The organism is Micromonospora sp. CPCC 205561 (assembly GCF_036906775.1).
In the GTDB taxonomy this organism is placed as follows: domain Bacteria; phylum Actinomycetota; class Actinomycetes; order Mycobacteriales; family Micromonosporaceae; genus Micromonospora.
Genome location: NZ_JBAKHV010000004.1, coordinates 130,495 through 143,923, shown reverse-complemented (window position 1 = coordinate 143,923; position 13,429 = coordinate 130,495). Strand labels below are relative to the sequence as shown.

The following is a 13,429-nucleotide window of genomic DNA, read 5'->3' as shown; positions in this document are numbered from 1 at the left end:
GCCTCGCGGAGGCCGCGCGCGAGCCGGCTCGACCGCTGTCTCTCGTCGTTCAGGACCACCGCGAACCCGCTGGTGGAGGGGCCTTCGTTTGGCACGGTTCTCCTTACGTGACGTCTGCGAGAGGGAGATTCAGCCGATGTCACGGCCACGCAGGGTCCAGATCAGCGCGGCGGCGGCCGCCGACCTCTTGTGGAATACCTGCCGTGCGACCAGCGAGCCCTCGCCGTCGAGCACATCCGAGGTGGCCTCCTGGCCACGAATCGCGGGCAGGTCGTGCAGGAACACGGCCGGTTTCCCGTCGCCGAAGAGGCGCAGCGTCTCGCGCGAGACCGCGAACGGCCGAAAGGCCTCGATCCAGCCCTCGCCTGCCCCCTCGGGAGCGGATCCCATCGACTGCCACCGGCAGGTGTAGACGGCGTCGACGGGCTCCGGGGCCGCGGGGATCGTGTCGAACTGGCGCACCGCCTCCCGGCCGGCCAGCCGGTTAAGCTCGACCAACTCGGCCTCGCCCAGTCCGTGGCCCGCCGGGCTGTAGACGTCGAGCCGCATCCCGTCCCGCAGCGACACGAGCTGCGCGAGCGAACGCGCCGTGTTGTTCACCGGTCCGAGGTACGCGATGCCCGGCCGCGCGTCGGGGCCGAAGTACTCGCGCAGCGCGCTCAGGTCGGCGACCGACTGGGTGGGGTGTTCCTCCTTCGTCAGCGCGTTCACCACGGCGGGCATCGCGGTCGCCATCTCCTCCAGGTCCGCCTGTGGCCCGTTCGTGCGGGCGACCACGGCGTCCAGGTAGGTGGCCAGCACCGAACCCGTGTCGAACCAGGTCTCCCCCGTGCTCACCTGGATGTCGCCCGGCCCGAAGTGGATGATGTGGCAGCCCAGCGTGGTCGCGGCGCTCCAGAACGACGTGCGCGTGCGGGTCGACGGCGCCGTGAAGAGCAACCCGACCCGCGAGCCCGCCAGCAGGCCGGCGAACCGGCCGGGATCGCGGCCGAACTCCGACGCCAGGTCGGCGACGAAGCCGAGATCGTCCGGGGTGAGGCCGGCCAGCGACAGCAGCGGCCGGCCTGCGGGGGCTTCAGCGGACAGTGGTGAATCCGGCATTCTGGAACCTCTCTCGGGCGCCGGGAAGGTCGAGCACTCCGCAGCGCTCCAGTAGCGCCACCGTCTTGGCAGAGGCGACGACGATGCCGGCCATGACCGACGTGCGATCGAATGACTCGGCGACGATCTGGTCCGTCTGGGCCGGGGAGAACCCGGTCACCCCGAGCGCGGCACGCGCCGACTGGGTGGCGGGCTGGAGGGACCGGATGATCACCTCCGGGAGCAGCCGCGACACGAGTTCCCGTTCGGATCTGCCCAACTGGGCCCAGAGTTCCTTGAAGAACACCGCGAAGTAGGCGTGGTGGCGGCGCTCGTCCTCGGCGTGGTCGCGCACCGTGTCGCGTACGACCGTCATCACCTCGGAGTCCTTCGGAACGTCCTCGATGAGCGAGGTGATCAGCGTTTCGAAGACCACGACCTGTAGCAGCTGCACCAGCTCGCGGTGCTCCGGGTAACTGTCCCCGACGCCGTCGAGGTGCGCGAGGAACGGCGTGAAGTCGTACGGCAGCGGCGGAATGCCCGTGCTGTCCTCGATCAGATCGACGACGTCCACGCTGTACAGCGCGTGGTACCGCTCGTCGACGCAGATGCGCATCGCGTCCCGGCGCAGTTCACGCGCCAGCGGCACGCCGCTGCGACCGTCGGCGATCTGCTGCGTCGCGCGCATGACGACGGCGACCTCGAACTCCGCGGTGAAGTTCAGCCACTGGTACAGGTGCTGGGCGGACAGATACCGGCGCAGCTCCTCAGGTGCGGCTCGCACCAGCGGATGTCCCAGGTGCGGGATGAGGTGGTCCGGGAAGAACTTCCTGTCGAGGTCGTCCCCGGGTCGCCGGCGCGGTCCGACACGGACCCCGGCGTCCTCGTACCAGGTCTTGAAGGCACGCATCACGTCCCCCTCTGGCCGGCAACCGCGGCGGGTGAGCTTCGACGACGCCCCGTCACCTTGAGCTCCCGGATGCCGGCGATGATGTTCGACCGCAGCCGTACCGGTTTCGCCGCCAACCGCAGATCGGTGAAGTTGCCCAACAGTTCCGCGAACGCGATCCGCAGTGTCACCCGGGCGATCGTGTGGCCGATGCAGTAGTGCGGGCCGACGCCGAACGCGATGTGCTTGTTCGGCCTGCGTGCGATGTCGAAGTGGAACGGGTCACGGAACACCCGCTCGTCCCGGTTCGCCGAACCGAGCCAGGTGACCACCGCGTCGCCGGCGCGGATCGGCACGCCGGCGAGTTCCGTGTCCCGAACCACGTAGCGCATGAAGTGGTTCGTCGGCGACGCCCACCGCACCGCTTCCTCGACCGCGGTGTTCATCAGGCTCGGGTCGTCCGCCCACCGGTCCAGGTCGCCGGTGCCCGCCAGCTGCGCCACGGCCGACGTGACGACCTGCGGCGTCGTCACGATCGCGCCGATGAGCAGGCTGTAACAGTTGGCCGTGATCTGGCCGTCGGTCAGGCCCTTGCCGTCCACCCGCATGGTCAGCAACGTGCCGATCAGGTCGTCGCCCGGGTGCCTACGCCGGCTCGTGACGACGTCCTGGAAATAGGCGAAGATCTCCCGGTGCGACCGACGCAGCGTCGCCTCCGCACTGCCACGGTACTGGTAGGCGGGGTCGTCGGCGGCCAGCGCGGCGATGGCGGCCCTGGTGAGCAGCGGCCAGTCCGCCGAGGGGATGGCCATCATCGTCCCGGTGACCGCCATCGGGAGGCTGGACATCGCCGCGGCGAGGTCGAACGGACCGCCCTCGCCCAGGGGCGCCACCAACTCGGCCACCAACGCGCGGATGTCGGCCTGGTAGTTCTCGGCCGCACGGATCGACAGCGCGCGCTGCAGCGGCTCACGCATCTCGCCGTGCCGCGGTGGATCGGTGACGGCGAGCTGGCTGCCGCTCGCGGGGTCCCCCGCGCCGAGCAGGTTCAGCAGGGTGCCCTGTTGCGAGCTGAACGTCTCGTGTTCGCGCAGCACACGGCTGATGTCCGCGTGCCTGGTCACCGACCAGAAGCCCCTGTCGGCGCCGACCTGCTGCCAGCGCACCGGCGCGTCCCTGCGGTGCTCGGCCCAGATCGCGTGCGGGTCGCCGCTGCCGTACAGGTCGGCATCGACAAGGTCGACGCCCGCGCCTGCCGCGAACGGGCACCCTGCCACCGTGTCCATGCGGTCTCCACGGGTTGGGTTCGGAGGATCGGTCAGCGCTGCGCCACGAACAGGCGGCCCGTCGGGAAGGCCAGCTCGATCGACTCGACGTGGGTGAACCCGGCCGAGCGGAGCCGGTCCTTCCACTCGTCCTCGCTCTGCAGGCGACGCTTCATGAACTGCCGGTGGTAGTAGGTGACCGCGGCGCTGAACCGACGTTCACGCTCGTTGCGCACGTACGGAACGGCCTCGGTGAGGGCCATGATCCCGCCCTCGCGCAGTGCCTCGCGGCAGTTGGCCAGCACGCGTTCCGCCGTCGCCTCCTCCTCGGGGAACATGTCATGGAACACGAACCCGCCGTGGATGACATCCGCACCCTCCAGCGGCGACGGATCGTCCGCGATGGACTGGATCGACCGCTCCACGACCCGCAGCCGGTCCCCCACTCCCGCGGCCTCGCCCGCCTGGCGGGCAGCCGCACACGACGGACCGTCCAGGTCGAGCCCGACGGCCCGGCTGTGCGGCACCCGCTGCAGGACCTCGATCAGCAGGCGGCACGTACCCGCACCGAGGTCGACGACGACCTCCGGCTTCGACTTGAGGATCGTGGACAGCGCGGCGGGGTAGAACGCCTTGGAGCCCATCCACTCGGAGCTGACCGCGACCTCGCGGCCGTCGCGCATGTCGATGCCGGTACCGAGGGACGGGTCGGTCAGGAACTTCCGGGCGTTCTCGATGAACGGCCGGTTGGCGTTCATCGTCCAGGAGACGAAGCCGGCCTGGTGGCGGATCTGCGCGAAGTCGTCCGCCGCGCGGAAGGCCGTGCCGGAGGTCCCGACCGGGACGATGATGCCGGCCGATTCCAGTGCCTCGCAGTAGCCGGCCACCCCGGCCTCCGGCAGGTCGGCCGCTCTGGCCAGCGATCCGACGCTCACCTCCTCACCGGTCGCGATCAGGGAGACCAGACCGAGCCGATCTCCCATCTCCAGCAGCGCGGCGGCGGCAGCGATCCGTGGCGCCTCGCCGGCCGCCGCGCACTCGGCGTCGAAGTCGTGCTCGTACGTGTAGTCAGGAGTCAGCATGTCTTCCCCCAATGAGTTCGATGACGGCCCGCTCGCGGGCCGGCGGGACCAGGTCAGCTGGAATGGACCTGTGGTCTGGACGACGGTTGCGCGGTCCGAGCGCCACAGCGGGCGGGACCGGACTGCGCGGTGGGACGGTCGCGTCGTGGACGGTCGCCGGCCGTCTCGAACGCTTCGCCGAGTTTTTCCAACAGTTCCTGGATCTCGTTCTCGGTGATGACCAGCGGAGGCAACAACCGCAGCACGGCACCATGACGCCCGCCGCGCTCGATGATCAGGCCCAGTTCGAGGCAACGCCCCTTGATGCGGGCCGCGCGCGCGCCGTCGGCCGGATGGGCGCCCAGCGCGTCGGCGGATTGGCCGGGATCCACGATCTCGATCCCCCACATCAGCCCCCGACCGCGCACGTCGCCGATCTCGGGATGGCGTTCGGCGAGTTCGGCCAACCCCGCGGCGATCAGCTTGCCCTTCGTCACCGCCGCCGCCACCAAACCCTCGTCCTCGATCACGGCCATCGTGGCGGCGCCCGCGATCATGGCGATCTGGTTGCCCCGGAAGGTGCCGGCGTGCGCGCCCGGGCCCCACGTGTCGTAGCGGGAGTCGTAGGCGACCAGCGCGATCGGGTAGCCACCGCCGACAGCCTTCGACATCAGCACGGCGTCCGGGCGGACGCCCGCCTCCTCGAACGCGAACATGGCCCCGGTCCGCCCGAATCCCGTCTGGATCTCGTCGATCACCAGCGGGATGTCCAGCCGGGAGGTCAGCTCCCGCAGTCCGCGCAGCCAGGACACCGGTGCCGGGATCACGCCGCCTTCACCCTGCACGGCTTCGACGAACACCGCGGCCGGCGTCGTGATCCCGCTCTCCGGATCGGTGAGCACCCGTTCCAGGTAGTGCAGGTTCGCCCGCACACCCGCTTCCCCGCCGATGCCGAACGGGCACCGGTAGTCGTACGGATAGGGCAGGAAATGCGTGTCCGGCATGAGCGAGGCCACCGCCTGCTTGGCGGACAGGTTGCCGGTCAGGCTGAGCGAACCCGCCGTCATGCCGTGGTAGGCACCGTGGAAGGCAAGGACCGTACGCCTGCCGGTGGCGGTCTTGAACAGCTTGACCGCCGCCTCCGTCGCGTCCGCGCCGGACGGCCCACAGAACTGGATCTTCGCGGAAGCACTGAAGTCCGCTGGCAGCACATCGAACAGCTGGCGAAGGAACCGGTACTTGGCGGGCGTGGTCAGGTCGAGCGCCTGCTGCACCTGACCGGAACCGATGAAGCCAAGCACCGCCTGGGTGACGGCGGGGTGGTTGTGCCCCAGGGCCAACGTGCCCGCGGCCGAGAGGCAGTCCAGGTACTCCTGACCTTCGGTGTCCCACAAGCGGGCGAGCGAGCCCCGCTCGATGACGCGGTCCACGCTGTCGGCATAGGTACGAGCGCCGGACTCGCGCTCGCGAACATAGCGATAGACGGATTCAGCTGACATGGTTTTTGTATCCCAGCTCAAATGTCATCAGCGATCTCACCGATATTCACGCAACAAAGCTACCGTTCCTGACGTAGGTTCCGAAGGCCTGCCGCGACGCATACCGACTCCCCGAAAACTCCTGCGGCGGCATTGACGGGACTGCGATCTTTCGCTGCCCGTGACGCGCAGGATGCCCTGCATCAGGACCCGCGCCGACCCCCGGGAAGTTTCGACGCGGGACACTTCTTGAGCCAACACTGTTGATCGGCGGCAACGGTATCAGTTCAACCAATTGGGCCTAGTGTGACATGGATCACACCCCCTATTGTGTGGCGTGACCGCGAAAGATGGAGAGTGCGTCACGCCCAGACGGTGAATTTCAGCAAAGCGCAACCGGGCAAATACCCATGGTGACCAGCCGCCCATTCGGCAATAGGGGCCGCCTGCCGATATGGGTCCACCAAAATAGACAACCCCTCAGCGCGAGCACCGCGGCAGGCTGGGAGTGATCCGGATGATCGGCCCACCTTGAGGGGGTGCTCGCCGTTCCGGTTCCACGAAGCGCCGCCCCCGCGCCGACCCCTTCACCTGCCACGACCACGAACACCGCCACCCGGGGATCGTCCCCGCGCTCCGCCCGGACCGCCACGACACCGCCGCGGCGGCCCACGCACACGCCATCCCGTCCGGCAGACCATCGACCGGTCACCCGCCGCCCGACCCCAGTCCCAGCCGCCACCGTCCGGACCAACAACCCGCAACTGAGCCCCGCAGATCGACGAAACGTCCGGCCACGATTACGTCTCACTTGAATTGACGGTTTCCGCAGTCCTTCGTGGCCGCGTCGAGTCCCGGAGACAGGTCGTCGGTGCCCGCCATCCGCAGGTGGACCTGGTCCGTCAAGGGACTCCCGCATCAGGCGATCCTCGACGTAATCGTTGAGGTCGGTACGAAATCTGGCAACGCACCCCGGCTCCCGAGAACAACAGGCACCTGTCCCCGGCAGGCCTGTCGTTGTCACCGCCTCCGCAGCCTGCCCACACCGTCAGTTGCCCGCCGGCGGGCAACTGACACAGCCATACCCATCGAGCACGACGTGCCGCCGAGAGGTCACCAGAACCGGTCCGCTCACGTCCCTTTTCGGCAGCCGCAGCTACCTCTTGCAACAAGAACTCCGACAAGTCGGTCTTCGAGGTGACCCCCAGGGAGACCGGACGCCTCCTGACCGGGTCTGTGGAGGGTGTTTCGGCCCACCCGCCCGGCGTCGCGCCTGGCGGCCAGGGTGCCGGGGCGACCGCGACACCGGACGACCGGACCGGAGGAGAAGCGGCCCCGGCCGCTGGCGGAGGCGGAAGCCGCAGACGGGTCGGTCCGGGCGGCCAAGGAGCACGGCCCACCGCCGACCGGTTCGGACGGGTTGCTGAAGCAGTTGACAAGGTCGGCGCCGTGCTCGTCCGACTCCTTGAGTCACCCCCAGGGGCGTCCGCCGACGGAAGCCACAGGGGTTCCGGTCGGCAGCCGAGACCTCGTCGGGCGTCGTCCCCGGGCGATCATCAACGGGACCCGGAACCACCTGGCCGACAACGATGGCGACCTACGCAACGGCCCTCGAACTCGACCGCGGCTGCCCGCAGCCGCAGAATGAGACGATGGAGACGTCGCGGGTCGGCCTCTACCGATTCCGGATCACGCTCCCACGAGGCGACAAGATCGTCCGCCGGGAGGGCAGAACGACGTTCGTCCGGTGGGACGACGAGCCGGTCGCGGTGCTTACCGTGGTGTGGGTGGACGAGGATTCCCGGTACCGCCACTTCGTCGACCGCGACCTGGCCGACCGGTTCGGCCTGCGCCCCGCCGAGCGGGACTGGCTGTTTCTGGCGGTGGACCTGGACCCGGCGACGGCCGCGCGGTGGCGCAGCGCGGCGGAGAGCTACCTGACCGCGATCCAGGCCGCCGAGCGCGACCGGCACGCGGCCCGGGACCATCCACCGTGGTTCCGGCGCAGGGCCGCCGCCGAGCGCACACGGGTTCGGCACCGCGCGGCGCTCGATGCCGCCGACGAGGCCTACGCGCCGGCGCGGGAGGCGGCCTCGCGGTTGCTCGACGAGGTGTACGCCCCGATCGCGGCGCGGGAGAGGGCCGTCGCGGCAATCATCGGCAAGCCGATCTGGAGATACGTGCGCAGGGGCGACACCGCTCATGTGCACGCGGCCGCCTCGGGTGGGTCGACCGCGGATCAGCTCATCTCGGCGATGGTGCGGCAGAAGGGGATCACCGCGTTCCGGTGGGAACCCGATGCCGTGGCGAAGGCCGTGGAACTGCTCGGTGCCGAAGGATTCGAGCTGTGGTGGCACCGGTTCGCCGGGAACTGGCAGTACCGGCTTCAGCAGAAGGAGGAGCCACGGCGGCTGGGCGGCACCGGCCTCGCCGGCACCGGCGGCTTCGGGATCTGACGACAGACGAGCTCGCGGGGATCGCGTGGGACAGACCCTCGGGCGGATGTCTGGGCCGGGCCCGTTCGATGCTCCGGCAGTGCCGACGGGGGCAGCGGGCCCTACGGGCGACTCAGGAGGTCGGCGGCCATCCGGTCGACCGCGGCCCGGTCCAGCTTGCCGTTCGGCAGTCGCGGCAGTTCCCCGACCGCCTGCCAGCGGCTCGGCAGGGCGCCGCGAGGCAGGTCGTCGCGGAGCAGCCGGCGCAGATCGGGCAGGCTCTCGCGGGCGTCGGCACAGGCCACGAAGGCGACAAGACCGGGAACCGCCGAACGTCGGCCGGCGACGCCGACGGCGGCGGGTCGCCCGCCGACGCGCCGTACGATCGCCCGCTCGATCTCCGCCAGCTCGATCCGCATACCGCCGATCTTGAGTTGGGTGTCGCGGCGGCCCACGAAGTGGACGAGATCCTCGGCGTCCAGGCTGACGATGTCGCCGGTCCGATAGCTTCGCGCCCCCTCGACGTCCGGGAAGTGCGCGAGCCCGCCGGCCGCGGTCGCGTACCCGGCTGCGACGCCCGGGCCCGAGATCCGCAGTTCACCGGTGCGGGAGCCGGTCCGCTCGCCGTCGAGGTCGATGTACGCGGTCGTCCCGGGAATCGGCCGGCCGATCGGCACGTCGGACGAGCCCGCGTCCGCCGGACGGCACCGGTGGACCATCGTCCACACGGTGCCCTCGGTCGGTCCGTACTCGTTGTAGAGCGCCACACCGGGGAGCCGCGCGAAGTGCCGGCCGACGAGGCGCGGCGGGCAGGGCTCCCCCGCGACGATGACCGTGCGGAGGCTCGTGAGCTGCTCCGGGCCGGCCGTGTCCAGTACCGCCTCGTAGAGGGTGGGCAGCAGCAGGAGGTGGGAGCCGCGGAAGCGGTCCGCCGCCGTCACGATGGCCTCGGCGTCGAGCGGGTTGCGGCCGGGGACGACGAGGTGCGCCCCGGTCGCCAGCGACCAGTAGATGCCGGCGACGGAGCTGTCGAAGGATATCGACGAGCAGAGCAGGTAGACCGACGGCGCCTGCGGGTAGTAGTGGATGCGGGCGCGGGTGGAGTATCCGAGGCCTTCGTGGGTCACGACCACGCCCTTCGGCGTACCGGTCGAGCCACTGGTGAACAACGTGTACGCCGGGGACTCCCCCGCCGGCCGGGCGCGCGGGGACGCTCGGGACGGCGCCGCGGCGGCGCCCGTGATCCGGAGTCCGGCCTCGGGATGCTCGGACTCGGTGATGCGGCAGGTCGCCCCGCTCGCCACGATGACGTCCTCCTGCCGCCGGCGGGGGAACAACCGGTCGACCGGCACGTACTGCGCGCCGACCCGCAGCACGGCGAGCATCGCGACGATCGCCCACCGGGACGCGGCGGTCTGGATGACCACCGGTTCCGCCGCGCCGACGCCGGCCGCCCGCAGCTCCGCCGCCAGTGAGCGGGTCTCGGCGTCCAGGGCCGCGAAGGTCAGGCAGCCGCCGGGATCGGACACGGCGGGCCGCTCCCCGAAACGGCCGAGGGAGGCGTCCAGCAACGGAAGAATCGGCTCGCCGACGGCGAGGTCCGCACCCACGAGCCGGATCGATTCCACGTCGCCCCCCGAGCCTCCGCAGACAAGTCAGGGTAGCCGCCCCCAACCCTCCCGTCCAGCCGATGCCGACCCCGCCAATGGTCGATTAGCGCCAATGTGTGATGGCGGCTTTCAGATCTTGGCAAGGGCGCCGTGGCAGGCGCTTGACGAAACTCGGCGGGCCTTGTTGTACTGGGTCGGTCTTCACGATCGTGCACCGCGATTTCAGCGGCGACACGACCGGTAGCGGCGTCCGAGCGGCCGCCAGCCAATTAGCGTCCACCTCATGAATTGTTGGCGATCAGGACTCGCGAGGCCGATTGATGCAGCGTTCGGACGAGGGAACGGAGGTGCCGTCGCGGCCGGAGGCGGTCTCCGCCAGCCAGCGGCGCTTCTGGTTCCTGGACCAGATCACGCCCGGCGTCCCCGTCTACAACAGCTACTCGGCGATCGACCTGTCGGGCCCGCTCGACCCCGCGCTCGCGGTCCGGGCGTTGCAGGGGGTCGTCCGCCGGCACCGCATCCTGCGTTCCCGATTCCCGGACGAGGACGGCCAGCCGGTTGTCGGCACGTCGACGGGTGACCGACCGGCGGCGACACCGTTCATCGACCTCTCCGCGCTTCCGGACGCGGCACGCGGTACGACCGCCGACGGCCTGGTCGACCGACTCGCGCACCGCACATTCGACATTCAGCGTGGCCCGCTGTTCCGGGCGGCGGTCATCCGCACGGAAATCGACCGGCACATCGTGCTGTTCGGCGTGCACCACATCGTCTCCGACGGCTGGTCGGTGCAGGTGGTGTTCCGCGATTTCCGCGATCTGTACGCCGCCCTCGCAGAGAATGACGAATTCCTTCCGACAAATTCTCGGCCGCAGTTCTCGGACGTCGTCGCGAGACAGGAGAAGTGGCGGAACAGCGCCGGACACGACCGTCAGCTGGATTACTGGCGCGGCCGGCTGGACGGCATCCCCGGCGATTCCCGCGTACCGCCGGACCGCGGGGCGAGGACCGATGCCGGGCACGCCGCCGGACACGCCCGGTACGGCATCGCCGAGGACCTGGCCGGGCGGCTGCGGGCCCTCGCCCGCGCCGAGCGGGTCACGCTGTTCATGGTGCTGCTGACCGGCTTGAAGATCACCCTGTCGCGTCACCTGCAACGCGGCGACATCACGGTGGGCACGCCGATCGCGATGCGCGACGATCCGGACGTCCAGGACATGGTGGGGCCGCTGCTGAACACCCTGGCGCTGCGCACCGACCTGTCCGGCGCGCCGACCGTACGACAGGCCCTGCGCCGGGTACGCGACACCTGCCTCGCCGCGTACGACAACCAGGACGTTCCCTTCGACACCGTGGTCGCCGCGCTGGGCGGCGGGCGGGACCTGGAGAAGAGCCCGTTCTTCCAGATCCTGTTCCAGTACGTCGCCGGCACCGGCGAGCGGCACTGCTTCGCCGGACTGCGGGCCGCGCTGAGGGAGGTCGAGCTCGGTCTGGCCAAGCTCGACCTGACCCTCGACGTGGTGGAGGACGACGGCGCCCTGGAGCTCGTCGCCCGGTACCGAACCAGCAGCTACGACCGGGCCACGATCGACCGCCTGGCCGGGCACTGGCAGAACGTGCTCGCGGGCATGTGCGAGCGGCCGGACGCGGACATCGAGGACATCGACGTGCTCACCCCGACGGAACGGTCCGTGGTCGCCGCCGCGTCGACCGGGGCGCCCGTCGTCGCGCCGTCGGCGACGTCGGTGCTGGATCTCTTCGAGCGGATCGCCGACGCCGACCCGTACGCCGAGGCGGTCGTCTGCGGGAGCGTACGGCTCGGCTACGGGGAACTGGACCGGCGGGCGAGCCAACTCGCGCACCGCCTGCGCGAGCTCGGGGTGGCAGCCGAGACGCGGGTGGGCATCCTGATGGAGCGTTCGGTCGAGACGATCGTCGCCGTGCTGGCGGTCTGGAAGGCCGGCGGAGCGTACGTGCCGGTCGACACCGACATGCCGGCCGCCCGGCGGGAGGCGATCCTGGCCGACGCGGGCGTCACCGTCCTGCTCACCCAGGAGCAGCTCGCCGGCGACCTCGCCGACGGCCGGCGGCACGTGCTGACCCTCGACCCGGACCACACGGCGTTCGGCCACCTGCCGACCGACCGGCCGACGCGCACCACGGCGGCCGGGCAGCTGAGCTACGTCATCTACACCTCGGGGTCGACCGGACAGCCGAAGGGTGTCATGGCGACCCACGGCGGCCTGCTGAGCACCTGCCTGGCGTGGGAACACGCGTTCGGGCTCCGGGGGCGGATCCGGTCGCACCTACAGATGGCGAACTTCTGCTTCGACGGCTTCCTCGGGGAACTCGTCCGGTCCCTCACGTCGGGGGCGAAGCTGGTGGTCTGCCCCCGCGAGTTCCTGCTCTCGCCCGACCGGCTGCTCGCCCTGATCCGGGACGAACGGGTGGATGTCGCGGACTTCGTACCGACCGTCCTGCGGGCGTTGTCCGGGCACCTCGAACGCAGCGGCCAGGGACTCGGCGGGCTCCGGCTGGTCATCGTGGGCTCCGACACCGTACCCGCGGACGAGCTGGCCCGCCTCCGGCGGCTCGGCGGGCCGGACACCCAGGTGGTCAACTGCTACGGACTCACCGAGGCGACCGTGGACAGCACCTACTTCGTCTGCCCGCCCGACCGGCCGGAGGACACGTCCGTGCTCATCGGCGAACCGCTGCCCGGAATGACGGTCCATCTCCTGGACCCGGCGTTGCGGCCGGTGCCGCCGGGGATGCCCGGCACGATCTTCGTCGGCGGCCCCACGGTGGCTCGCGGATACCTGGGCGACCCCGGCCGGACGGCGTCGGTCTTCCTGCCCGACCCCTTCAGCCCGCGGCCCGGTGCCCGGATGTACCGGACCGGCGACCGGGGGCGTTACCGCCGGACGCCGCAGGGGTTGCGGATCGAGTATCTCGGCCGCGCCGACCAGCAGGTCAAGATCCGCGCGTACCGGGTCGAGCTGGGCGAGATCGAGGCGGCCCTGCGGCGCCTGCCGGGCGCCCGGGACGCGGTTGCGGTCGTGGACGACAGCGATCCCACCGACCGGCGGGTGCATGCCTTCGTCGCCGCCGCCGAGACCGCCGAGACGCGGGACTGGCATGCCGCGCTGCGCGCGGCACTCCCCCACTACATGCTTCCCGATCGCCTGGTGCTGCTGCCCGCGCTGCCGACCACGGCGACCGGTAAGACGGACCGCCGCGCCCTGGCGGGTCGCCCGGGCCGGGAGATCTCCCTGCCGGACACCGGGACGCCGCCGCGTACCGAGACCGAGCGGCGGCTGGCTCGGCTGTGGACGCGGGTGCTCCGCGGGCGGCGGACCGGTGTGCACGACGACTTCTTCGTCGCCGGCGGCGACTCCCTGCTGGCCATGCAGCTCGTGGCGCGCGTGCGGGCCGAGTGGGGCATCGAGTACGGCCTCCGGCAGTTCTTCCGCCAACCGACGATCGCGCAGGTCGCCGCGAGGATCGACGCCGAGGACGAGCGCGCCGACCGGGACCTCGCCCGGCTGGACGAGATCGTTCCGGTGGCCCGTGAAGTCGTCCGTCACCCCGCTGACGGAACGCCGTGATCC

General features: G+C 70.7%; 8 protein-coding genes. 2 read left to right on the top strand and 6 right to left on the bottom strand.

What is annotated here, in order from left to right:
• Window positions 1-129: 129 nt before the first annotated feature.
• Genes V6V16_RS04940 through V6V16_RS04920 form a run of 5 tightly spaced genes read right to left on the bottom strand, consistent with a single transcriptional unit; the run spans window position 130 to window position 5,794 of the window.
• Window positions 130-1,101 (bottom strand): ornithine carbamoyltransferase, encoded by a 972-nt coding sequence (locus V6V16_RS04940; RefSeq protein ID WP_334559783.1) that lies wholly within the window; start codon window positions 1,099-1,101, stop codon window positions 130-132.
• Complete coding sequence (locus tag V6V16_RS04935; protein ID WP_334559782.1) at window positions 1,076-1,990, bottom strand: diiron oxygenase; 915 nt, start codon at window positions 1,988-1,990, stop codon at window positions 1,076-1,078. The genes V6V16_RS04940 and V6V16_RS04935 overlap by 26 nt, the downstream gene beginning before the upstream one ends.
• Complete coding sequence (locus tag V6V16_RS04930) at window positions 1,990-3,255, bottom strand: cytochrome P450 (protein ID WP_334559780.1); 1,266 nt, start codon at window positions 3,253-3,255, stop codon at window positions 1,990-1,992. Before V6V16_RS04930 ends, V6V16_RS04935 begins: the two co-directional genes overlap by 1 nt.
• A gap of 32 nt (window positions 3,256-3,287) precedes the next feature.
• Window positions 3,288-4,316 (bottom strand): class I SAM-dependent methyltransferase, encoded by a 1,029-nt coding sequence (locus tag V6V16_RS04925; RefSeq protein ID WP_334559778.1) that lies wholly within the window; start codon window positions 4,314-4,316, stop codon window positions 3,288-3,290.
• A gap of 53 nt (window positions 4,317-4,369) precedes the next feature.
• On the bottom strand, window positions 4,370-5,794 hold the full coding sequence (locus tag V6V16_RS04920) for a diaminobutyrate--2-oxoglutarate transaminase family protein (protein ID WP_334559776.1): 1,425 nt from the start codon (window positions 5,792-5,794) through the stop codon (window positions 4,370-4,372).
• 1,631 nt (window positions 5,795-7,425) lie between these two features.
• Between V6V16_RS04920 and V6V16_RS04915 the strand changes: the two genes are divergently transcribed.
• Window positions 7,426-8,229 carry a hypothetical protein gene (locus V6V16_RS04915; RefSeq protein WP_334559774.1) on the top strand — a complete coding sequence of 268 codons (804 nt, stop codon included), beginning with the start codon at window positions 7,426-7,428 and terminating at the stop codon, window positions 8,227-8,229.
• 101 nt (window positions 8,230-8,330) lie between these two features.
• Here the strand turns inward: V6V16_RS04915 and V6V16_RS04910 are convergent, their stop codons facing one another.
• Window positions 8,331-9,836 (bottom strand): AMP-binding protein, encoded by a 1,506-nt coding sequence (locus V6V16_RS04910; RefSeq protein ID WP_334559772.1) that lies wholly within the window; start codon window positions 9,834-9,836, stop codon window positions 8,331-8,333.
• Between the two features lie 302 nt (window positions 9,837-10,138).
• On the opposite strand from V6V16_RS04910, the gene V6V16_RS04905 reads away from it, so the two are divergent.
• Window positions 10,139-13,426 carry a non-ribosomal peptide synthetase gene (locus V6V16_RS04905; RefSeq protein WP_334559770.1) on the top strand — a complete coding sequence of 1,096 codons (3,288 nt, stop codon included), beginning with the start codon at window positions 10,139-10,141 and terminating at the stop codon, window positions 13,424-13,426.
• Window positions 13,427-13,429 lie beyond the last annotated feature (3 nt).

Excerpts from the sequence above, each read along its gene's own strand:
- V6V16_RS04940 (WP_334559783.1), bottom strand. The coding sequence starts at position 1,101 with ATGCCGGATTCACCACTGTCCGCTGAAGCCCCCGCAGGCCGGCCGCTG.
- V6V16_RS04935 (WP_334559782.1), bottom strand. The coding sequence starts at position 1,990 with ATGCGTGCCTTCAAGACCTGGTACGAGGACGCCGGGGTCCGTGTCGGA.
- V6V16_RS04930 (WP_334559780.1), bottom strand. The coding sequence starts at position 3,255 with ATGGACACGGTGGCAGGGTGCCCGTTCGCGGCAGGCGCGGGCGTCGAC.
- V6V16_RS04925 (WP_334559778.1), bottom strand. The coding sequence starts at position 4,316 with ATGCTGACTCCTGACTACACGTACGAGCACGACTTCGACGCCGAGTGC.
- V6V16_RS04920 (WP_334559776.1), bottom strand. The coding sequence starts at position 5,794 with ATGTCAGCTGAATCCGTCTATCGCTATGTTCGCGAGCGCGAGTCCGGC.
- V6V16_RS04915 (WP_334559774.1), top strand. The coding sequence starts at position 7,426 with ATGGAGACGTCGCGGGTCGGCCTCTACCGATTCCGGATCACGCTCCCA.
- V6V16_RS04905 (WP_334559770.1), top strand. The coding sequence starts at position 10,139 with ATGCAGCGTTCGGACGAGGGAACGGAGGTGCCGTCGCGGCCGGAGGCG.